Genomic DNA, 17,128 nt, shown 5'->3' on the forward strand with positions numbered 1-17,128 from the left:
ACGAAGAGGAGGAACGAAATGGTGGAGTCGATCGCACGCGTGCGACACATCCGCGTCACGCCTCAGAAGGCCCGTCGCGTCATCCAGCTGATCCGCGGCAAGCAGGCCCACGAGGCGCTCGCCATCCTGAAGTTCGCCCCCCAGGGCGCTTCGGAGCCCGTGTACAAGCTGGTCGCTTCGGCGATCGCGAACGCACGGGTCAAGGCTGACTCGACGAACAGCTTCCTCGACGAGCGCGATCTCTACGTGAGCAGCGTCTACGTCGATGAGGGAACGACCCTGAAGCGGTTCCAGCCGCGTGCCCAGGGCCGGGCCTTCAGCATCAAAAAGCGCACCAGCCACATCACGGTCGTCCTCGCGACGCCGGATGAGGCCGAGGCCGCCGCGACGAGCAAGAAGGCGAGCAAGTAATGGGCCAGAAGGTCAACCCGTACGGCTTCCGTCTCGGGATCACGACGGACCACATCTCCCACTGGTTCGCCGACAGCACGAAGAAGGGTCAGCGTTACGCCGACTTCGTGGCCGAGGACGTCAAGATCCGTCAGTTCCTGACGAAGAGCCTCGACCGCGCGGGCGTTGCCCGTATCGAGCTGGAGCGCACCCGCGACCGCGTCCGCGTGGACATCCACACGGCGCGCCCGGGCATCGTCATCGGTCGCCGCGGCGCCGAGGCCGAGCGCATCCGGAGCGAGCTCGAGAAGCTCACCAAGAAGCAGATCCAGCTCAACATCCTCGAGGTCAAGAACCCCGAGACCGAGGCCCAGCTCGTCGCGCAGGGCATCGCCGAGCAGCTCTCCGCTCGTGTCGCGTTCCGTCGCGCCATGCGCAAGGGCCTGCAGGGTGCACAGCGCGCCGGTGCCAAGGGTGTCCGCATCCAGGTGTCGGGCCGCCTCGGCGGCGCCGAGATGTCCCGTTCGGAGTTCTACCGCGAGGGCCGCGTGCCCCTGCACACCCTCCGCGCGAACATCGACTACGGCTTCTACGAGGCCCGGACCACGTTCGGCCGCATCGGCGTGAAGGTCTGGATCTACAAGGGCGACATCACGAACAAGGAGCTCGCTCGCGAGCAGGCGAACCAGCGTTCGTCCCGCCCGGAGCGTCGTGGCGGCGGCAACGACCGTCGTGGCGGCGGCCCCCGTGGCGACCGCAACGACCGCGGTGGCGACCGTCGCGAGCAGCAGGCCCCGCAGGACGCGCCGGCCGGCGCAGGAGTTGAGGCGTAACCATGCTTATCCCCCGTCGAGTCAAGCACCGCAAGCAGCACCACCCGAAGCGTTCGGGCCAGGCGACCGGTGGCACGAAGGTCTCCTTCGGTGAGTACGGAATCCAGGCGCTCACCCCGGCCTACGTGACCAACCGTCAGATCGAGTCCGCTCGTATCGCCATGACGCGTCACATCAAGCGTGGCGGCAAGGTGTGGATCAACATCTACCCGGACCGCCCGCTGACCAAGAAGCCGGCTGAGACCCGAATGGGTTCCGGTAAGGGTTCGCCCGAGTGGTGGGTCGCCAACGTCAAGCCGGGTCGCGTGCTCTTCGAGCTCGCCGGTGTGAGCGACGACGTCGCTCGCGAGGCACTGACCCGTGCAATTCACAAGCTGCCCCTCAAGGCACGCATCATCAAGCGCGAGGAGGGCGACGCATAATGGCGATCGGTTCCAAGGAGCTCCGTCCGACGGAGCTCGACACGTTCGAGAACGAGCGTCTCGCTGACGAGCTGAAGAAGGCCAAGGAGGAGCTGTTCAACCTCCGCTTCCAGTCGGCCACCGGCCAGCTGGAGAGCCACGGCCGTCTCCGTGCCGTCAAGCGCGACATCGCGCGCATCTACACCGTGCTCCGTGAGCGCGAGCTCGGCATCCGTGCCACGCCCGCGCCCGTCGAGACCGCCCCGAAGGCCAAGAAGTCGTCGAAGAAGGCCGAGAAGCCGGCTGAGTCGACCGAGGCCGCGACCGCCGAGGAGAACTGATGGCCACCGAAGAGAAGGACTCCGCCGCCGTCACCCGCGGCTACCGCAAGACCCGTCGTGGCTACGTCACGAGCGACAAGATGGACAAGACGATCGTCGTCGAGGTCGAGGACCGCGTGAAGCACCCCCTCTACGGCAAGGTCATCCGTCGCACGTCGAAGGTCAAGGCCCACGACGAGCAGGGTTCCGCCGGCATCGGCGACCTGGTCGTCATCAGCGAGACCCGTCCCCTCAGCGCCACGAAGCGCTGGCGCCTGGTCGAGATCCTCGAGAAGGCCAAGTAGGCCTCGGCCCGCTTCGGAATAGGAGACAGCAGTGATTCAGCAGGAATCCCGCCTGAAGGTGGCTGACAACACGGGCGCCAAGGAGATCCTCACCATCCGTGTTCTCGGCGGCTCGGGTCGTCGCTACGCCGGCCTCGGTGACGTCATCGTCGCCACGGTGAAGGACGCCATCCCCGGCGGCAACGTGAAGAAGGGTGACGTCGTCAAGGCGGTCATCGTTCGCACCAAGAAGGAGACCCGTCGTGCAGACGGCTCCTACATCAAGTTCGATGAGAACGCGGCAGTGATCCTCAAGGCTGATGGCGACCCGCGCGGTACGCGCATCTTCGGGCCGATCGGTCGCGAGCTCCGTGACAAGAAGTTCATGAAGATCATCTCGCTCGCGCCGGAGGTGCTGTAAGCCATGGCGAACATCAAGAAGGGTGACCTGGTCCAGGTCATCACCGGTGCCACGCAGGAGCGTGGCGGCGACCGCGGCAAGCAGGGCAAGGTCATCGAGGTCCGCGGCGACCGTCTGGTCGTCGAGGGCATCAACTTCGTGACCAAGCACGTCCGCGTCGGTCAGACCCAGCGCGGTTCGAAGACCGGTGGCATCGAGCAGCACGAAGCTCCGATCCACGTGTCCAACGTCGCGATCGTCGACCCGACGACCAAGAAGCCGACGCGCGTCGGTTTCCGCAACGAAGAGGTGGAGAAGGACGGCGTCACCAAGACCGTCCGCGTCCGCTACGCCAAGAAGTCTGGTGAGAAGCTCTGATGACTGACACGACTGCCGCGACGACTGAGAAAGTTCAGCCGCGCCTCAAGCAGAAGTACCGCGATGAGATCAAGGCGGCGCTGACCGAGCAGTTCGGTTACGCGAACGTGAACCAGGTCCCCGGCCTGGTCAAGGTCGTCGTCAACACCGGTGTCGGTGAGGCCGCGCGCGACTCGAAGATCATCGAGGGTGCCATCAAGGACCTCACGGCGATCACCGGTCAGAAGCCGCAGGTCACGCTGGCCCGCAAGTCGATCGCGCAGTTCAAGCTGCGCGAGGGCCAGGCCATCGGCGCACACGTCACGCTCCGCGGTGACCGTGCGTGGGAGTTCCTGGACCGCCTGCTGTCGCTGGCCCTCCCGCGCATCCGCGACTTCCGTGGGCTGAGCGACCGCCAGTTCGACGGCAACGGCAACTACACCTTTGGTCTTTCGGAGCAGAGCGTGTTCCACGAGATCGACCAGGACCGCATCGACCGCGTGCGTGGCTTCGACATCACCGTCGTGACCACCGCGAAGACGGACGACGAAGGCCGCGCGCTGCTCCGCCAGCTCGGCTTCCCGTTCCGTTCGGGCGAGCAGACGGTCTAAGCTACTCCGGGCGGTGCGGGCCGGAGGAGTTCATCTCCTCCGGCCCGCACGCACGAAGTCACACCGATCCCGGGGAACCGCCCTGGGATCACATCGATCGTCGAGGTCGGCACTCGTGGAACGGGTGATCGAAACCGGACGAAGAACGGATACGCATCATGACGATGACCGATCCGGTCGCAGACATGCTGACCAGATTGCGGAACGCGAACTCGGCGCACCACGACGCCGTCTCGCTTCCGAGCTCCAAGCTCAAGCAGACCATCGCTGACATCCTCAAGCGCGAGGGTTACATCAGCGAGTGGAAGGTCGAGGACGCCCGTGTCGGGCAGACCCTGACCATCGAACTCAAGTACGGCCCCGATCGCGAGCGCTCGATCGCCGGCATCAAGCGCGTCTCGAAGCCGGGCCTCCGCGTCTACGCGAAGTCGACCGAGCTGCCCCGTGTCCTCGGTGGCCTCGGCGTGGCGATCCTGTCGACCTCCTCGGGGCTCCTGACCGACCGCGAAGCCGAGCAGAAGGGCGTGGGTGGGGAAGTCCTCGCCTACGTTTGGTGATCGATCATGTCTCGTATCGGACGTCTCCCCATCGACATCCCGGCCGGAGCGACCGTCTCGGTCGACGGCCAGAACGTCGCCGTCAAGGGCCCGAAGGGCGAGCTCACGCTCGTCATCGCTGAGCCCATCCAGGCCACTGTCGAGGACAACCAGGTCCTCGTCAGCCGTCCGGACGACGAGCGTTCCTCCCGCGCGCTGCACGGCCTGACCCGGTCGCTCATCGCGAACCAGATCATCGGCGTGACCCAGGGCTACTCCAAGGGCCTTGAGGTCGTCGGTACCGGTTACCGCGTGGCCGCCAAGGGCAGCGACCTCGAGTTCGCGCTCGGGTACTCCCACCCGATCACGGTCAACCCGCCGGCAGGCATCAGCTTCGCCGTCGAGGGCAACAACCGGGTCACCGTGAACGGCATCGACAAGCAGCTCGTCGGTGAGGTCGCGGCCAACATCCGCAAGCTGCGCAAGCCCGAGCCCTACAAGGGCAAGGGTGTCCGCTACGCCGGCGAGATCGTGCGCCGCAAGGCCGGAAAGTCAGGTAAGTGATCATGGCCATCGGAACTCGTACTCGAGGCAAGAGCAAGGCGGCAGCCAAGGCCCGCCGCCACAACCGTCTCCGGAAGAAGATCACCGGGACCGAGACCCGTCCCCGCCTCGCCGTCACCCGTTCGTCACGTCACGTGTTCGTCCAGGTCATCGACGACGCGAAGGGTCACACCCTCGCCAGCGCATCGACGATGGAGGCCGACCTCCGCTCGTTCGACGGCGACAAGACCGCCAAGGCCCGTCGTGTCGGCGAGCTCGTCGCCGAGCGCGCGAAGTCGGCTGGCGTCGAGGCCGTGGTCTTCGACCGCGGTGGTAGCAAGTACGCCGGTCGCGTCGCCGCGATCGCCGACGGTGCCCGTGAAGGAGGGCTGAACCTGTGAGCGACATCGCGAACACCAACGACGACGCCGAGGTCAAGGCCGAGGCCACGACCGACGCCGAGGTCGACACGACCGCTGCGGCGCCGACCGAGGCGGACACCGCCACGGAGAGCACCGACGCTGCCGAGACGACCGACGCAGACGCCAAGGCCCCCGCGGTCAAGGAGCCCGAGGTCCCCGTCGTCGAGCGTCCCGTCGAGACCGCGGCGGGTTCGGCTTCGAACAACCGCGACTCCGTCGACAACCGTGGTCGCCGTGGTGGCGGCAGCGGTGGCGGCCGTGACCGCCAGCAGGGTGGCCGTGGCGGCGACCGCAACGGGCGGGGTGGCGACAGCCAGTTCCTCGAGCGCGTCGTCACCATCAACCGCGTCTCCAAGGTCGTCAAGGGTGGTCGTCGCTTCAGCTTCACCGCGCTCGTCGTCGTCGGTGACGGCAACGGTCTGGTCGGCGTCGGCTACGGCAAGGCCCGCGAGGTCCCGACCGCCATCTCGAAGGGCGTCGAAGAGGCCAAGAAGAACTTCTTCCGCGTCCCCCGCGTCGGCAACACGATCCCGCACCCGGTGCAGGGTGAAGCCGCCGCTGGCGTCGTCCTCCTGCGTCCGGCCGCTGCCGGTACCGGTGTCATCGCCGGTGGTCCGGTCCGCGCCGTGCTCGAGTGCGCCGGCATCCACGACGTCCTGAGCAAGTCGCTCGGCTCGTCGAACACCATCAACATCGTGCACGCCACGGTCGAGGCCCTCAAGCAGCTCGAGGAGCCCCGCGCCGTCGCAGCACGTCGTGGCCTCCCCGTCGACCACGTCGTGCCGGCTCGCCTGCTGCACGCCGAGGCAGCCGCGCGTGCCGCCGCGAACGAGAAGGCAGGTGCCTGATGGCCATGCTGAAGATCACGCAGACGAAGTCCGTCATCAGCGAGAAGCAGTACCAGCGCGACACGCTCCGCAGCCTGGGTCTCAAGCGCATCGGCCGTACGGTCCTGCGTGAGGACAACGCCCAGAACCGCGGGTACGTCGCCACGGTGGCGCACCTCGTGAAGGTCGAGGAGGTCGACGCATGAGCGACGAGAAGAACGAGCGCGTCCAGATCCTGAAGGTGCACCACCTTCGTCCGGCCGCTGGCTCGAAGAAGGACCGCACCCGTGTGGGTCGCGGTGAGGGCTCGAAGGGCAAGACCGCCGGCCGTGGTACCAAGGGTCAGAAGGCCCGGTACCAGGTCAAGGTCGGCTTCGAGGGTGGGCAGATGCCGCTGCACATGCGCACCCCGAAGCTCCGCGGGTTCAAGAACCCGTTCCGCGTCGAGTACCAGCCCGTGAACCTGGACAAGATCGCGGAGCTCTACCCGAACGGTGGCGACGTCACCGTCGCGGACCTGGTCGCCAAGGGCGCCGTCCGCAAGAACGAGAAGGTCAAGGTTCTCGGTCAGGGTGACATCAGCGTGAAGCTCACGGTCACGGTCGACAAGGTCTCGGCATCCGCCGAGGAGAAGATCGTGGCGGCGGGCGGCACCGTCACCAAGTAGTCCCCGTCGGCGGCCCGCGCATTGCGCGCGGGCCGCCGTTACGGTTTCCTTGATGGCAGGCCCGGCAAGACTGCGTCGTTCGACGTGCGTCAACGGGCCACGGGGTCGGCGCTTCCGGCCACGGGCACCTCGCCCGGCTCGACCGGCTCGACCGGTCACAGAAGTTCGGAGTAACTCGTGTTCAGAGCGGTCGCGCGCATCATGCGCACCCCAGATCTTCGCAAGAAGATCGGCTTCACCCTGGCGATCATCGCGCTGTTCCGCCTGGGCTCGTACATCCCCGCACCGTTCGTCGACTACGCCAGCGTCCAGGCCTGCCTGGCGTCCGCGTCGTCCTCCGGCGGCCTCTACGACCTGATCAACCTGTTCTCCGGCGGCGCGCTCCTCAAGCTGTCGGTGTTCGCGCTCGGGATCATGCCGTACATCACGTCGTCGATCATCGTGCAGCTCCTGCGCGTGGTCATCCCGCACTTCGACTCCCTCTACAAGGAGGGTCAGTCGGGTCAGGCCAAGCTGACGCAGTACACGCGCTACCTCACCATCGCGCTGGGCGTGCTGCAGTCCACCACCCTGATCACCGTCGCCCGCTCGGGCGCGCTGTTCGGCACGAGCGCCTCGGCGTCCTGCACGTCGATCATCTCGAACGACAGCTGGTACGCGATCCTGCTCATGGTCATCACCCTGACCGCCGGTACCGGCCTCATCATGTGGATGGGCGAGCTCGTCACCGAGCGCGGCATCGGCAACGGCATGTCGCTGCTCATCTTCACCTCGATCGCCGCGCAGTTCCCGTCCGCCCTGTGGGCGATCGAGCAGTCGCAGTCCTTCGAGCTGTTCCTCTTCGTGATCCTGGTCGGACTGGTGATCATGATGGCCGTCGTGTTCGTCGAGCAGTCGCAACGACGGATCCCGGTGCAGTACGCCAAGCGCATGGTCGGGCGGCGTACGTACGGCGGCAACAACACGTACATCCCGATCAAGGTGAACATGGCCGGCGTCGTGCCCGTCATCTTCGCGTCGTCGCTGCTCTACCTGCCGGCGCTGATCGCGCAGTTCAACCAGCCCTCGGACGGCTCCGCGCCGGCCCCGTGGGTGACCTGGATCCAGAGCAACCTGACCTCGGGTGACAACTGGTTCTACATGGTCCTGTACTTCCTGCTCATCGTCGGTTTCACGTACTTCTACGTCGCGATCACCTTCAACCCCGAAGAGGTCGCCGACAACATGAAGAAGTACGGCGGGTTCATCCCGGGCATCCGTGCCGGACGTCCGACCGCCGAGTACCTCGACTACGTCCTGACCCGGGTGACGTTGCCCGGTGCGCTCTACCTCGGTCTCATCGCACTCATCCCGCTCGCAGCACTGGCGCTGTTCGGGGCGAACCAGAACTTCCCGTTCGGCGGTGCCAGCATCCTGATCATCGTGGGTGTCGGCCTCGAGACGGTGAAGCAGATCGACTCGCAGCTGCAGCAACGTCACTACGAAGGGCTTCTCCGTTGAGCGCACGTCTCGTCATCGTCGGACCTCCCGGAGCCGGGAAGGGCACGCAGGCCGGTCGGATCGCGTCGTCCTTCGGGATCCCCGCGATCTCGACCGGGGACATCTTCCGGAAGAACGTCGCCGAGGGCACGCCCCTCGGTCAGCGTGCGCAGGCGATCATGGACGCGGGCGACTACGTCCCGGACGACCTGACGAACGAGCTGGTCCGCGACCGCCTCGCCGAGTCGGATGCCGCTGACGGGTTCCTCCTCGACGGTTACCCGCGGACGCCGGCCCAGGTCGAGTACCTGGACGGGCTGCTCGCGGAGCAGGGCACCGGGATCGACGCCGTCGTGCAGCTGGTCGCGGACCAGGACGCGCTGGTCGGGCGACTGCTCAACCGTGCGGCCGACCAGGGCCGCGCCGACGACAACGAGCAGACCATCCGCCGCCGTCAGCAGGTGTACCAGGAGCAGACCGCTCCGCTCGTGGCGGTCTACCAGGAGCGTGGGCTGGTCGTGGACGTCGACGGCCTCGGCGCGGTCGACGAGGTCGGCGACCGGATCGCTGCGGCGCTCTCTGCCCGCGGCCTCGCAGCCTCGGTCTGAGTTCCGTGTCGCGTCTCCGGAAGCCATCGATCTACAAGACGCCCGAGGAGCTCCGCGCCATGGTGCGCCCCGGGCTGCTCACGGCGCAGGCGCTCGACGCCGTCCGCGCCGCTGTCCGGCCGGGCGTCACCACGGGTGAGCTCGACGCGATCGCGGAGCGCACCATCCGCGACGGCGGCGGTGTGCCGAACTTCCAGCTGGTCCCCGGCTACCGACACACGCTGTGCGTCTCGGTGAACGACGAAATCGTGCACGGCATCCCGGGGGACCGCACCCTCGAGCCAGGTGACATCGTCTCGGTCGATGCCGGCGCCGAGGTCGACGGGTGGAACGGCGACAGCGCCTTCACCGTCGTCGTGCCCGGTGGTGACGCCACCACGGCCACGGCGCGTCAGAAGCTCTGCGACACCACCGAACGCGCGCTCTGGCACGGGGTCGCCGCCCTCGCGCACGCGAAGCACCTGCACGAGGTCGGCGCGGCGGTCGAGGACGCCATCGACGAGACCGGTGACTGGGGCATCGTCGAGGACTACACGGGGCACGGCATCGGGCGTTCGATGCACGAGGAACCACCGGTGTTCAACCACCGGGTCCGTGGCGCCGGGCCTGCCGTCAAGCCGGGCTTGGCCGTCGCCATCGAACCGATGGTCACCGCGGGCACGATCGACAGCTCGACCGACGCCGACGAGTGGACCGTGCGGACGCTCGACGGTTCCGACGCCGCCCACTGGGAGCACAGCGTCGCGGTCCATCCCGGTGGCATCTGGGTCCTCACGGCTGCCGACGGTGGTGCCGCCGGCCTCGAGCCGCTCGGCGTGACGCCGGTCCCGGTCCCCTAGCGGACTGCGCCAGGGAGCCGGACGGCCACACGGTCCACGGGGCTGCGGAACGGTTCCCCGACTCCACCCGCGTCGGGGTCGTGCTCCGAGGCGTGCCGACGCACCGGCCCACATGACGGGAGGCCCGTCGCCTGCTGGCGACGGGCCTCCCGTCATGTCGTGGTCGCGCCGCGTCGCGGCCCTGGGGCGTCGGGGTCAGTTCCCCACCGAGCAGGTCTGCTCGGCGGCACTCTGGCCGGTGATGGACGAGGGGAGTGGCGTCGAGGACGGGCTGCTGGTCGTCGTGGTCTCCGGAGCGGGTGTCTCCGGGGCCGGCGTCGCAGCACCGGGCGTCGTCGCGGGAGCCGACGGTGCCGCGGAGGCCGACGGGCTCGCGGTGTCGGACGACTCCCGCGAGGCTCGACCCGTGGAGGAGTCGTTGAGCGTCGTCCGCTCGTCCGTCTGCAGGGCGACGTTGAGGGTGTGGGCGTTCGCCTCGTCGACGACCACGCGGGCAGAGTCCGCCGGATCGTCGACGACGGGGTACTGGACGAACAACATGCTCGACGTGCTCATCCCCCGGAGTGCGGAGGCGAGCCCGACCAGGGTGCGGGTCTGGGCGAGGCCGTCCGAGAGCGTCATGTTCGACAGCGCCGCGCCGGCGAGCTTGTAGAGCGTGATCGGGTTCGAGAGCGTGCCGTTCGACGTCACCTGGCGGAGCAGCGCCGACAGGAACACCTGCTGCGAGCTGATCCGCGCCAGGTCGCTGCCGTCGCCGACGCCGTGCCGGGACCGCAGGAAGGCGAGGGCGTCCGAGCCCTGCAGCGAGTGGGCGCCGGCGCTGAGGTGCAGCCCCGTGTACGTGTCGTCGATCGGGGAGGCCACGCAGACGTCGACCCCGCCGAGGGCGTTCGACATCTCGATCACGCCGTCGAAGGTGATGAGTCCGGCGTACGGGACCGTCAGACCGGTGAGGTTCTCGACCGTGTCGACGACGCAGGAGACACCACCGTTGCCGAGGGCCGTGTTGAACTGCGCGGACGACGCGGCCGGGTAGGTGGTGCCGGTCTCCGGGTTGGTGCAGGCCGGGATCGGGACCATGAGGTCGCGGGGGAAGCTGACGGCGGTGAGCTGCTGGTGGTCCTCGGACACGTGGATGAGCATCGTGACGTCGTTCCGGGCGCCCTCGACGTCCTCGTCGGAGTCGAACTGTCCGATGCGGGTGTCGCTGCCGATGAGCAGGATGTTCGCACCGCCCTTGATCGCGGTGACGTCGGCGGTCTTCGCGGTGCTCTGGTCGTCGGTGCTCAGCTGCACGGTCCGCGGTGCGGCGGCGAGCTGCGCTGCGGCGATGGTGGCGACGCTGGTGCCGCTGACCAGCACCACCGCGGCGGCGGCGGCGACGACGGAGAGCAGGGTCGTCCACCCGCGTCGGCGGGGGAGGCGACCGTGTCGCGCGACAGGGCGCGTGTGGCCGGGGGCGTCGGGCACGGGGTTCTCCTTCGGTCACTGCTCCCGTCACCGTACGGCTCCGGGCTCGGTGGCGACGACGGTGTGGCCAGGAGATCCCTGTGGAACAGCGCATCCGCGGACCCGGACGGACGATCCACCCCCTGCACTGGGGTGCTCGGCCCCTGCCGCACGGGTGCTCGCCGCGCGCCGGACCGGGGCCCGACGCGCGCAGCACGGAACCCGCACTTGGCAATCCGCCGACTACCACATAAGATCGATCTTTGGTGTGCCATGCCTTCTGGCGTGGCGCCCGAACCCGCAGACCGGCTCGGGGATCACACCGGTAATCCAACCAAGCGACAGTGAGGCTATGGCCAAGAAAGACGGCGTCATCGAGATCGAAGGCTCGGTGCTCGAAGCTCTGCCCAACGCGATGTTCCGCGTTGAGCTGACCAACGGACACAAGGTCCTCGCGCACATCTCCGGGAAGATGCGCCAGCACTACATCCGCATCCTCCCCGAGGACCGCGTGATCGTGGAGCTGAGCCCGTACGACCTGACCCGCGGCCGGATCGTCTACCGCTACAAGTGATCCGCGAGCTGGAAAGGAACGGCAAGGCGAACCCGCCGAGCACGAAGCCAGCGAGCACGAGGAACGAACAATGAAGGTCAACCCCAGCGTCAAGCCCATCTGCGAGCACTGCCGCGTCATCCGCCGCAAGGGCCGCGTCATGGTGATCTGCAAGAGCAACCCGCGTCACAAGCAGCGCCAGGGTTAGTCCCTGACGGACCAGCGAGAGCTGCTCCGGAACGGACTCCGGTCCGGTTGCACGACCGGGGCCGCCAGTCGAGAGACTGCCAGCGGCTCGAGCACGACCCACAACTGAACATCGACAACGCAGTGTCAGATCCCGTCCGCACCAGCGGGCGGGGGACACCTCGGGTCGGAGGCCCGGGCACCGGCACTGCGCCACACCTCCATCGACAACAGGAGCAGCCAGCACAATGGCACGTCTAGCAGGCGTCGACATCCCGCGCGAGAAGCGCGTGGAGATCGCACTCACCTACATCTACGGGGTCGGCCGTACCCGCGCCGTCCAGACGCTCGCGGAGACCGGCATCTCCGGCGACATCCGCGTCAAGGACCTCACCGACGACCAGCTCGTCGCCCTCCGTGACTTCATCGAGGGCACCTTCAAGGTGGAGGGTGACCTCCGCCGTGAGGTCGCCGCCGACATCCGCCGCAAGGTCGAGATCGGTAGCTACGAGGGTCTCCGCCACCGTCGCGGTCTCCCGGTGCGCGGTCAGCGCACCAAGACGAACGCTCGTACCCGCAAGGGCCCGAAGCGCACCGTGGCAGGCAAGAAGAAGGCTCGATAGGAGATCACGATGGCTACCCCCAAGACCGCCGCGCGCAAGCCGCGCCGCAAGGAGAAGAAGAACGTCGCTGTGGGCCAGGCCCACATCAAGAGCACGTTCAACAACACCATCGTCAGCATCACCGACCCGTCGGGTGCCGTCCTCAGCTGGGCGTCCTCCGGGGCCGTCGGCTTCAAGGGCTCGCGCAAGTCGACGCCGTTCGCGGCGCAGCTCGCCGCCGAGTCGGCTGCCCGCCAGGCAGCGGAGCACGGCGTCAAGAAGGTCGACGTCTTCGTCAAGGGCCCGGGTTCGGGTCGCGAGACGGCGATCCGTTCGCTCCAGGCCGCTGGCCTCGAGGTCGGCTCGATCAACGACGTGACGCCGCAGGCGCACAACGGGTGCCGCCCGCCGAAGCGCCGCCGCGTCTGACGCGAGGAGCAACCGGCCGTTCCCCGCTCGTTCCCTGACCGGGACGAGTGGGGGCGGCCATTCCTGGTCGTTCGATCGCGCACTCCTGTGCGCGTGATCACAACTGAAACAGACCCGTCGGGGCCCGGCCGGCCCCGTCGTACCGCCAAGTGTCATATAGCGGACACTTCGCCGAAAGGAATTCCACAGTGCTCATTGCACAGCGCCCCACCCTGAACGAGGAGTCGATCTCCGAATTCCGCTCGCGCTTCGTCATCGAACCGCTCGAGCCGGGCTTCGGGTACACCCTCGGCAACTCGCTGCGCCGCACGCTCCTCTCGTCCATCCCGGGTGCTGCCGTCACGAGCATCCGCATCGACGGTGTCCTCCACGAGTTCAGCACCGTTCCCGGTGTCAAGGAGGACGTCACCGAGATCATCCTGAACATCAAGAGCCTGGTCGTCTCCAGTGAGCACGACGAGCCGATCACGGCCTACCTGCGCAAGCAGGGCGCCGGACAGGTCACCGCTGCGGACATCTCCGCGCCGGCCGGTGTCGAGATCCACAACCCGGACCTCGTCATCGCGACCCTGAACGACGCCGCTCGCTTCGAGCTGGAACTGACCATCGAGCGTGGCCGCGGCTACGTCTCGGCGACGCAGAACCGTTCGGAGTTCAGCGAAGCCGGTCAGATCCCGATCGACTCGATCTACTCGCCCGTGCTCAAGGTCACCTACCGCGTCGAGGCGACGCGTGCCGGTGAGCGGACGGACTTCGACCGTCTGGTCGTCGACGTCGAGTCGAAGCCCGCGATCACGCCGCGCGACGCCATCGCGTCGGCCGGTCGCACGCTCGTCGAGCTGTTCGGGCTCGCCCGCGAGCTCAACACGGCGGCTGAAGGCATCGAGATCGGCCCCGCGCCGGTCGACGCCGTGCTCTCGAACGAGCTGCAGACGCCGATCGAGGACCTCGACCTGTCGGTCCGGAGCTACAACTGCCTGAAGCGCGAGGGCATCAACACGGTGTCCGAGCTCGTCGCCCTCTCGGAGACGCAGCTCATGAACATCCGCAACTTCGGCCAGAAGTCGGTGGACGAGGTCAAGGACAAGCTCACCGAGCTCGGCCTGTCCCTCAAGGACACCGTCCCCGGATTCGATGGTGCCCACTTCTACAGCGGGTACGACGAGGACGAGTCCAGCAACTGACCTCGCGCTCACGCGCACGCGCTCCTGACACGGGGCGCACCACCATCACCACTGGAGAACTGACATGCCGAAGCCCACCAAGGGCCCCCGCCTCGGTGGCGGTCCCGCCCACGAGCGCCTGCTCCTGAGCAACCTCGCCAACGCCCTGTTCACGCACGGCCGCATCACCACGACCGAGACGAAGGCCAAGCGCCTCCGCCCGGTCGCCGAGCGGCTCATCACGTTCGCGAAGCGTGGCGACCTGCACGCTCGTCGTCGTGTGATCGCAGCGCTGCGCGACAAGACCGTCGTGCACACGCTGTTCACCGAGATCGCGCCGCAGGTGGCCGACCGCCAGGGCGGTTACACCCGCATCACGAAGCTCGGCTTCCGCAAGGGCGACAACGCGCCGCTCGCCTCGATCGAGCTCGTCCTCGAGCCCGTGTCGAGCACGCCGGCTCCGGTCTCGCGCACGGCTGCTCCGGCCGCCGCAGCGCCGGCCGCGACGGAGTCCGACACCACGGAGGCCCCGGTCGAGGAGACCGAGACCACCGAGGAGTCGACGCCGGTCGCCGAGGAGACCACGACCGACGCTGCCGCTGAGGTCGAGGCCGACGCCGCCGCCAAGTCGGACGACGCCGCGGACGCCTCCAAGTAGTCGCACCGCACCACACAGGAGGGCCCTCGCAGCGCAGGCTGTGGGGGCCCTCCGGTGTTCGTGCGTGGACCCGCGCGGCCGGGAGGCACGCCCAGCGCCCGCCGCCACGGTGCCGGCCGACGAGACGAGAGCACCCATGCAGTTCCAGCACATCGCCGGGGTCGGCACGCGCGTGTGGCGGTGGAGCCGGAGTTCCGGAACACAGCCGCGCCTGCTGCACGCCGGCAAGGCCGCCGCCGCCGCAGCGCTCGCATGGATGATCGCCCGGCACGTCCCGGGCGTCGCGTCCGACTACCCGTACTACGCCCCGCTCGGGGCGGTGGTCGCCATGCAGACGACGGTGTTCGCCGGCCTCCGCAGCGGCGTGCAGACCCTGGTCGGCATCGCCCTGGGCATCGCTGTCGCCGCCTTCACGATGTGGGTGGGGCACTCGGGAGTCCTGGCGGTCGCCCTCGCGGTCGGCGTCGGTGTGCTCGTCGGTGGGTTCCGGATCCTCGGCGAGGGCAGTTCGTGGGTCTCCACGGCGGCGCTCTTCGTTCTGCTCGTCGGTGGCGCCCACGCCGAGGGGTACTCGCTCGGGTACCTCGTGCAGATGGCGGTCGGTGTGCTCGTCGGCCTGCTGGTGAACTTCCTGGTGTTCCCACCCCTGCGGTTCTGGGACGCCGAACGTCGGATCGACCAGGTGAACGGCGTGCTGGCCGAACACCTCGACGGACTGGCCGACGTGCTCGAGCAGGGGGAGCGGGACGAGCGGGCGTGGGACCGCGCGCAGGACCGTCTCGACCGTGCCATCGCCGACGTCCGGAGCCGGGTGTCGGTCGCGCAGGAGAGTCGTCGCATCAACCCCCGCGGAGCGCTCCGGGGATCGCGTGCGCGGCTGCAGCGCGACGGTTCCCGGTTCCGCGCACTCGAGCGGGTCGCCTGGTACACGACGGACCTCACCGAACTCGTCGCCCGGTCAGGGCCGGTGTCGTCGAACCTCGGTCGGCCGGACGAGGCGTTCACCGTGTCGCTCACGACGGCGGTCCGGCAGGTGGCGGCGATGGTCCGGGGTGACCACCCGCCGGAGGAGGGCGACCGGGCGATCTCCGAACTCGAACGGGCGCTCGACGCATCGCGCGAGTACCCGTCGGACGTGGCGGTGACTTCGTCCGCGCTGGTGTCGCTCCGCGGCATCGTCGAGTCCGAGCGCCAGGCGACGCAGGACCTGGACACCGCGACCGGGCCCTCGGACGACACGGACCGGTCGCCGGTTCCCCAGCGGGTCAGCACCGGGATCGGGCGGCGGCTCCGTGCGGCCCGTCCGGAGCGGCGCCGGGAGCGGTAGGCGGCTCAGGCGGTCAGCGAGGCCTCCACCCAGCGGACGACCGCCGAGGTGGTGTCCGGCGCGACCGCACGCCAGAGCGCGAAGTGCTCCCAGCTGCCGCCCCGCAGGACGTCCACCGAGCAGAGCGTGTCGTCGCAGGTACGCCAGGCTGCGTCGCCGCTCTCAAGTCCGTCGAGGTCGAGTCGGCCGGACCGGTCGACCGTGCCGTTGCCGAGCCGCTGTTCGAGCACCCACCCGCCGTCGGGCAGTGCGGAGTATGTGGCACCGGTCAGCGGGTAGCGCCCCGAGCCGTCGTACCGGAAGACGCACACGGCGCCTTCGACCCGGTGCATCGCGAAGTCGCCGAGTTCGGCGGCGGTGTCGGTGGCGACGTCGGACGGCGTCGAGAGGTCGACGTCGCTGACGTCGTCCACCCGGCTGCTGTCGCACACCGTCAGTCGGCTGCTCGCTGCGGCATGACCGGTGGACACCGACGCTCCGGCGGAGCTCGCCACGTCCTGCTGCACGTGTCCGAGGAGCGTCCGGAAGGCGGGCAGCACGGCCTCGGGCACCGCAGCGGCGCTGTCCTGCGCCCGGACGACCGTGACGTCGACCCAGGCGTCACCGGCGAGGACGCCACCCTGACACTGCACCCGTGCGGCATCCGACGCGTCGCAGCGGACCTCGGTCACGGACATGCCCGCACTGGCCGCGTCGCTCCCGCCCGCAGCCCGGAACTCGGGGCCCGCGTCGGGGAGCACCGACACGTGGACGCCCTGGAACACGGGGTCGTCCCGTCGGGCTTCCGCGACGTCATCGAGGGTGGACACCCCGTTGGTGGCCCAGCAGGACGTGCCACCGGCGGCTTGCGGGAACGCCCACGCGCCCAGGGTGTGTGCCTGCCCGGTGAGCGGGTCCTCGACGGCGACGCCCGGGACGACCGCCTCGACCAGGCCGCCCGGCAGCAGGTGCGCACAGCTCGGCCATCCGGCGCTGTCCGGGGTGCGCCCGAAGGAGACCCGCTGGTCGGCACCGTCCTGGTCGGACCCGGCAGCCCCGGTGTCCGGCGTGGAGGTCGTCCCGCTCGCAGCTCCCGACGTCGGACCCGGCGCGGACGACGAGTCGGTGCCTGAGCAGGCCGTCAGACCGAGGACGACCGTGACCGCGACGGCGGCGGTCGTGATACGGCGGAAGCGTGTGGACACATGCTCAGGGTACGGGCGGGCACGACGGCAGCAGAGGCCGTTCCCATCACGATCGCGTGA

26 protein-coding genes are annotated in these 17,128 nt (G+C 68.7%); 24 read left to right on the plus strand and 2 right to left on the minus strand.

Translation table 11 applies throughout. The features are described from left to right. Positions 1-18: 18 nt before the first annotated feature. The 17 genes from rplV (at position 19) to map (ending at position 9,517) form a co-directional block, all read left to right on the plus strand. Complete coding sequence (gene rplV / locus DEJ31_RS05955) at positions 19-411, plus strand: 50S ribosomal protein L22 (protein WP_111043490.1); 393 nt, start codon at positions 19-21, stop codon at positions 409-411. Then, the gene (gene rpsC / locus DEJ31_RS05960) at positions 411-1,223 is read left to right on the plus strand and encodes a 30S ribosomal protein S3 (protein WP_110903566.1); all 813 of its coding nucleotides are present in this window, start codon (positions 411-413) and stop codon (positions 1,221-1,223) included. The genes rplV and rpsC overlap by 1 nt, the downstream gene beginning before the upstream one ends. A 2-nt stretch (positions 1,224-1,225) precedes the next feature. Then, positions 1,226-1,645, plus strand: coding sequence for a 50S ribosomal protein L16 (gene rplP, locus DEJ31_RS05965; RefSeq protein ID WP_110903565.1), 420 nt, complete (start codon positions 1,226-1,228; stop codon positions 1,643-1,645). Then, a complete protein-coding gene (gene rpmC, locus DEJ31_RS05970) occupies positions 1,645-1,965 on the plus strand; it encodes a 50S ribosomal protein L29 (RefSeq protein WP_110903564.1) in 321 nt (106 codons plus the stop codon). Before rplP ends, rpmC begins: the two co-directional genes overlap by 1 nt. Next, positions 1,965-2,249 carry a 30S ribosomal protein S17 gene (gene rpsQ, locus DEJ31_RS05975; protein WP_110903563.1) on the plus strand — a complete coding sequence of 95 codons (285 nt, stop codon included), beginning with the start codon at positions 1,965-1,967 and terminating at the stop codon, positions 2,247-2,249. Before rpmC ends, rpsQ begins: the two co-directional genes overlap by 1 nt. A gap of 31 nt (positions 2,250-2,280) precedes the next feature. Then, a complete protein-coding gene (rplN, locus tag DEJ31_RS05980) occupies positions 2,281-2,649 on the plus strand; it encodes a 50S ribosomal protein L14 (RefSeq protein WP_110903562.1) in 369 nt (122 codons plus the stop codon). 3 nt (positions 2,650-2,652) lie between these two features. Then, positions 2,653-3,006, plus strand: coding sequence for a 50S ribosomal protein L24 (gene rplX / locus DEJ31_RS05985; RefSeq protein ID WP_110903561.1), 354 nt, complete (start codon positions 2,653-2,655; stop codon positions 3,004-3,006). After that, positions 3,006-3,596: a 50S ribosomal protein L5 gene (gene rplE, locus DEJ31_RS05990; RefSeq protein ID WP_110903560.1), complete on the plus strand. Its 591-nt coding sequence runs from the start codon at positions 3,006-3,008 to the stop codon at positions 3,594-3,596. Before rplX ends, rplE begins: the two co-directional genes overlap by 1 nt. Positions 3,597-3,754: 158 nt before the next feature. Continuing rightward, a complete protein-coding gene (gene rpsH / locus DEJ31_RS05995) occupies positions 3,755-4,153 on the plus strand; it encodes a 30S ribosomal protein S8 (RefSeq protein ID WP_110903559.1) in 399 nt (132 codons plus the stop codon). A gap of 6 nt (positions 4,154-4,159) precedes the next feature. Next, on the plus strand, positions 4,160-4,696 hold the full coding sequence (gene rplF / locus DEJ31_RS06000) for a 50S ribosomal protein L6 (protein ID WP_110903558.1): 537 nt from the start codon (positions 4,160-4,162) through the stop codon (positions 4,694-4,696). A gap of 2 nt (positions 4,697-4,698) precedes the next feature. Beyond that, a complete protein-coding gene (rplR, locus tag DEJ31_RS06005; RefSeq protein ID WP_110824233.1) occupies positions 4,699-5,076 on the plus strand; it encodes a 50S ribosomal protein L18 in 378 nt (125 codons plus the stop codon). Next, positions 5,073-5,945, plus strand: coding sequence for a 30S ribosomal protein S5 (gene rpsE / locus DEJ31_RS06010; RefSeq protein WP_110903557.1), 873 nt, complete (start codon positions 5,073-5,075; stop codon positions 5,943-5,945). The genes rplR and rpsE overlap by 4 nt, the downstream gene beginning before the upstream one ends. Then, entirely contained in the window at positions 5,945-6,130 is a 186-nt protein-coding gene (rpmD, locus tag DEJ31_RS06015) for a 50S ribosomal protein L30 (protein ID WP_022906355.1), read from the plus strand. The genes rpsE and rpmD overlap by 1 nt, the downstream gene beginning before the upstream one ends. After that, the gene (rplO, locus tag DEJ31_RS06020; RefSeq protein ID WP_110903556.1) at positions 6,127-6,591 is read left to right on the plus strand and encodes a 50S ribosomal protein L15; all 465 of its coding nucleotides are present in this window, start codon (positions 6,127-6,129) and stop codon (positions 6,589-6,591) included. The genes rpmD and rplO overlap by 4 nt, the downstream gene beginning before the upstream one ends. Before the next feature lie 177 nt (positions 6,592-6,768). Continuing rightward, positions 6,769-8,091 carry a preprotein translocase subunit SecY gene (gene secY / locus DEJ31_RS06025; protein WP_110824231.1) on the plus strand — a complete coding sequence of 441 codons (1,323 nt, stop codon included), beginning with the start codon at positions 6,769-6,771 and terminating at the stop codon, positions 8,089-8,091. After that, the gene (locus DEJ31_RS06030; RefSeq protein ID WP_111043489.1) at positions 8,088-8,678 is read left to right on the plus strand and encodes an adenylate kinase; all 591 of its coding nucleotides are present in this window, start codon (positions 8,088-8,090) and stop codon (positions 8,676-8,678) included. Before secY ends, DEJ31_RS06030 begins: the two co-directional genes overlap by 4 nt. Positions 8,679-8,737: 59 nt before the next feature. Next, on the plus strand, positions 8,738-9,517 hold the full coding sequence (map, locus tag DEJ31_RS06035; protein ID WP_375537615.1) for a type I methionyl aminopeptidase: 780 nt from the start codon (positions 8,738-8,740) through the stop codon (positions 9,515-9,517). A gap of 195 nt (positions 9,518-9,712) precedes the next feature. On the opposite strand, the gene DEJ31_RS06040 is transcribed toward map, so the two are convergent. After that, entirely contained in the window at positions 9,713-10,987 is a 1,275-nt protein-coding gene (locus DEJ31_RS06040) for an LCP family protein (RefSeq protein WP_111121431.1), read from the minus strand. Positions 10,988-11,318: 331 nt separating this feature from the next. On the opposite strand from DEJ31_RS06040, the gene infA reads away from it, so the two are divergent. The 7 genes from infA (at position 11,319) to DEJ31_RS06075 (ending at position 15,884) form a co-directional block, all read left to right on the plus strand. Then, positions 11,319-11,540 carry a translation initiation factor IF-1 gene (gene infA, locus DEJ31_RS06045; protein WP_017885509.1) on the plus strand — a complete coding sequence of 74 codons (222 nt, stop codon included), beginning with the start codon at positions 11,319-11,321 and terminating at the stop codon, positions 11,538-11,540. Positions 11,541-11,610: 70 nt separating this feature from the next. Continuing rightward, a complete protein-coding gene (rpmJ, locus tag DEJ31_RS06050) occupies positions 11,611-11,727 on the plus strand; it encodes a 50S ribosomal protein L36 (RefSeq protein WP_022903266.1) in 117 nt (38 codons plus the stop codon). A gap of 226 nt (positions 11,728-11,953) precedes the next feature. After that, positions 11,954-12,328 carry a 30S ribosomal protein S13 gene (rpsM, locus tag DEJ31_RS06055; protein ID WP_110903552.1) on the plus strand — a complete coding sequence of 125 codons (375 nt, stop codon included), beginning with the start codon at positions 11,954-11,956 and terminating at the stop codon, positions 12,326-12,328. A gap of 9 nt (positions 12,329-12,337) precedes the next feature. Continuing rightward, positions 12,338-12,736, plus strand: a complete 399-nt coding sequence (gene rpsK / locus DEJ31_RS06060; protein ID WP_110824227.1) for a 30S ribosomal protein S11 — start codon at positions 12,338-12,340, stop codon at positions 12,734-12,736. 188 nt (positions 12,737-12,924) lie between these two features. Next, positions 12,925-13,920 carry a DNA-directed RNA polymerase subunit alpha gene (locus DEJ31_RS06065; protein ID WP_110903551.1) on the plus strand — a complete coding sequence of 332 codons (996 nt, stop codon included), beginning with the start codon at positions 12,925-12,927 and terminating at the stop codon, positions 13,918-13,920. Between the two features lie 64 nt (positions 13,921-13,984). After that, positions 13,985-14,557, plus strand: coding sequence for a 50S ribosomal protein L17 (gene rplQ / locus DEJ31_RS06070; protein WP_110903550.1), 573 nt, complete (start codon positions 13,985-13,987; stop codon positions 14,555-14,557). 136 nt (positions 14,558-14,693) lie between these two features. After that, on the plus strand, positions 14,694-15,884 hold the full coding sequence (locus DEJ31_RS06075; protein WP_111121432.1) for an aromatic acid exporter family protein: 1,191 nt from the start codon (positions 14,694-14,696) through the stop codon (positions 15,882-15,884). A gap of 5 nt (positions 15,885-15,889) precedes the next feature. Here DEJ31_RS06075 and DEJ31_RS06080 read toward each other — a convergent pair whose 3' ends face one another. Further along, entirely contained in the window at positions 15,890-17,068 is a 1,179-nt protein-coding gene (locus DEJ31_RS06080) for a hypothetical protein (RefSeq protein WP_111121433.1), read from the minus strand. Positions 17,069-17,128 lie beyond the last annotated feature (60 nt).

Source organism: Curtobacterium sp. MCPF17_031, assembly GCF_003234035.1.
In the GTDB taxonomy this organism is placed as follows: domain Bacteria; phylum Actinomycetota; class Actinomycetes; order Actinomycetales; family Microbacteriaceae; genus Curtobacterium.

Excerpts from the sequence above, each read along its gene's own strand:
- rplE (WP_110903560.1), top strand. The coding sequence starts at position 3,006 with ATGACTGACACGACTGCCGCGACGACTGAGAAAGTTCAGCCGCGCCTC.
- rpsC (WP_110903566.1), top strand. The coding sequence starts at position 411 with ATGGGCCAGAAGGTCAACCCGTACGGCTTCCGTCTCGGGATCACGACG.
- rplP (WP_110903565.1), top strand. The coding sequence starts at position 1,226 with ATGCTTATCCCCCGTCGAGTCAAGCACCGCAAGCAGCACCACCCGAAG.
- rpsH (WP_110903559.1), top strand. The coding sequence starts at position 3,755 with ATGACGATGACCGATCCGGTCGCAGACATGCTGACCAGATTGCGGAAC.
- DEJ31_RS06075 (WP_111121432.1), top strand. The coding sequence starts at position 14,694 with ATGCAGTTCCAGCACATCGCCGGGGTCGGCACGCGCGTGTGGCGGTGG.
- rplO (WP_110903556.1), top strand. The coding sequence starts at position 6,127 with ATGAGCGACGAGAAGAACGAGCGCGTCCAGATCCTGAAGGTGCACCAC.
- rplF (WP_110903558.1), top strand. The coding sequence starts at position 4,160 with ATGTCTCGTATCGGACGTCTCCCCATCGACATCCCGGCCGGAGCGACC.
- rpmC (WP_110903564.1), top strand. The coding sequence starts at position 1,645 with ATGGCGATCGGTTCCAAGGAGCTCCGTCCGACGGAGCTCGACACGTTC.
- rplR (WP_110824233.1), top strand. The coding sequence starts at position 4,699 with ATGGCCATCGGAACTCGTACTCGAGGCAAGAGCAAGGCGGCAGCCAAG.
- rpsK (WP_110824227.1), top strand. The coding sequence starts at position 12,338 with ATGGCTACCCCCAAGACCGCCGCGCGCAAGCCGCGCCGCAAGGAGAAG.
- rplQ (WP_110903550.1), top strand. The coding sequence starts at position 13,985 with ATGCCGAAGCCCACCAAGGGCCCCCGCCTCGGTGGCGGTCCCGCCCAC.
- map (WP_375537615.1), top strand. The coding sequence starts at position 8,738 with ATGGTGCGCCCCGGGCTGCTCACGGCGCAGGCGCTCGACGCCGTCCGC.
- rpsM (WP_110903552.1), top strand. The coding sequence starts at position 11,954 with ATGGCACGTCTAGCAGGCGTCGACATCCCGCGCGAGAAGCGCGTGGAG.
- infA (WP_017885509.1), top strand. The coding sequence starts at position 11,319 with ATGGCCAAGAAAGACGGCGTCATCGAGATCGAAGGCTCGGTGCTCGAA.
- rpmJ (WP_022903266.1), top strand. The coding sequence starts at position 11,611 with ATGAAGGTCAACCCCAGCGTCAAGCCCATCTGCGAGCACTGCCGCGTC.
- rplX (WP_110903561.1), top strand. The coding sequence starts at position 2,653 with ATGGCGAACATCAAGAAGGGTGACCTGGTCCAGGTCATCACCGGTGCC.
- rplV (WP_111043490.1), top strand. The coding sequence starts at position 19 with ATGGTGGAGTCGATCGCACGCGTGCGACACATCCGCGTCACGCCTCAG.
- rpmD (WP_022906355.1), top strand. The coding sequence starts at position 5,945 with ATGGCCATGCTGAAGATCACGCAGACGAAGTCCGTCATCAGCGAGAAG.
- rpsQ (WP_110903563.1), top strand. The coding sequence starts at position 1,965 with ATGGCCACCGAAGAGAAGGACTCCGCCGCCGTCACCCGCGGCTACCGC.